Origin of the sequence: Streptococcus cristatus (assembly GCF_003943505.1) — a bacterium.
GTDB lineage: Bacteria > Bacillota > Bacilli > Lactobacillales > Streptococcaceae > Streptococcus > Streptococcus cristatus_E.
Map to the genome: position 1 here is coordinate 1 of NZ_RJPS01000081.1, position 681 is coordinate 681.

Below are 681 nucleotides of genomic sequence, written 5' to 3' on the forward strand. Positions count from 1 at the left end.
AGATTATTTGGCAATTAACCTTGCTCAATCTAATAACGGAAGTGGCAAAGATATGATGCTGGATTTATCTTCTGGTCAGTTAATGGATATTCAACAATTTGGCGATTTAAAACAGGTGCCTTCACCATATGGGAATCGAGATATTGCATTTGGTGGAGTGTATAAGGATCTGAGACAAAAGCTTGTGGAAAATTATCGCTTATATCTGGTAAGTGGATATATAGAAAAAGATTTATCAGAAAAAAATATGGATAAAGAAGTAGATGTTTCCAATACAAACTTTTCAGAACTATATCCTGAAATAGCTAAAGATATGAAAAACATTTCTCGACTCTATTTCAGACCTAAACAGTATAGTAGTAAAGAGTGGTTTGACAAGTTACTGTACTGGTTTGCGCCAAAAGGTCAAGATGCTTTAGAAGTATATGCGACAGATCCAGTCACAGGCGAGAAGACACAAATCAAATCATACGATGAACTTCAAGCATGGGCTGCTGAACATCCAGAATAAGAAAGTGGAATAGAATATGACCAAACGCTGTGGCTGGGTAAAGATGAACAACCCTTTATATGTGGCCTATCATGATGAGGAGTGGGGCAAGCCCCTCCATGATGATCAAAAATTATTTGAATTGCTCTGCATGGAGACTTATCAGGCTGGACTTTCTTGGGAGACCATTC

The 681-nt window shown here is 37.6% G+C and carries 1 protein-coding gene and 1 pseudogene; both read left to right on the forward strand.

All coding sequences use genetic code 11. The features are described from left to right. Positions 1–511: pseudogene (locus D8792_RS11525) on the forward strand (hypothetical protein); the annotation flags it as partial. Between the two features lie 16 nt (positions 512–527). Further along, the coding region (locus tag D8792_RS11105) for a DNA-3-methyladenine glycosylase I (protein WP_142999408.1) at positions 528–681 on the forward strand (154 nt) is incomplete at its 3' end.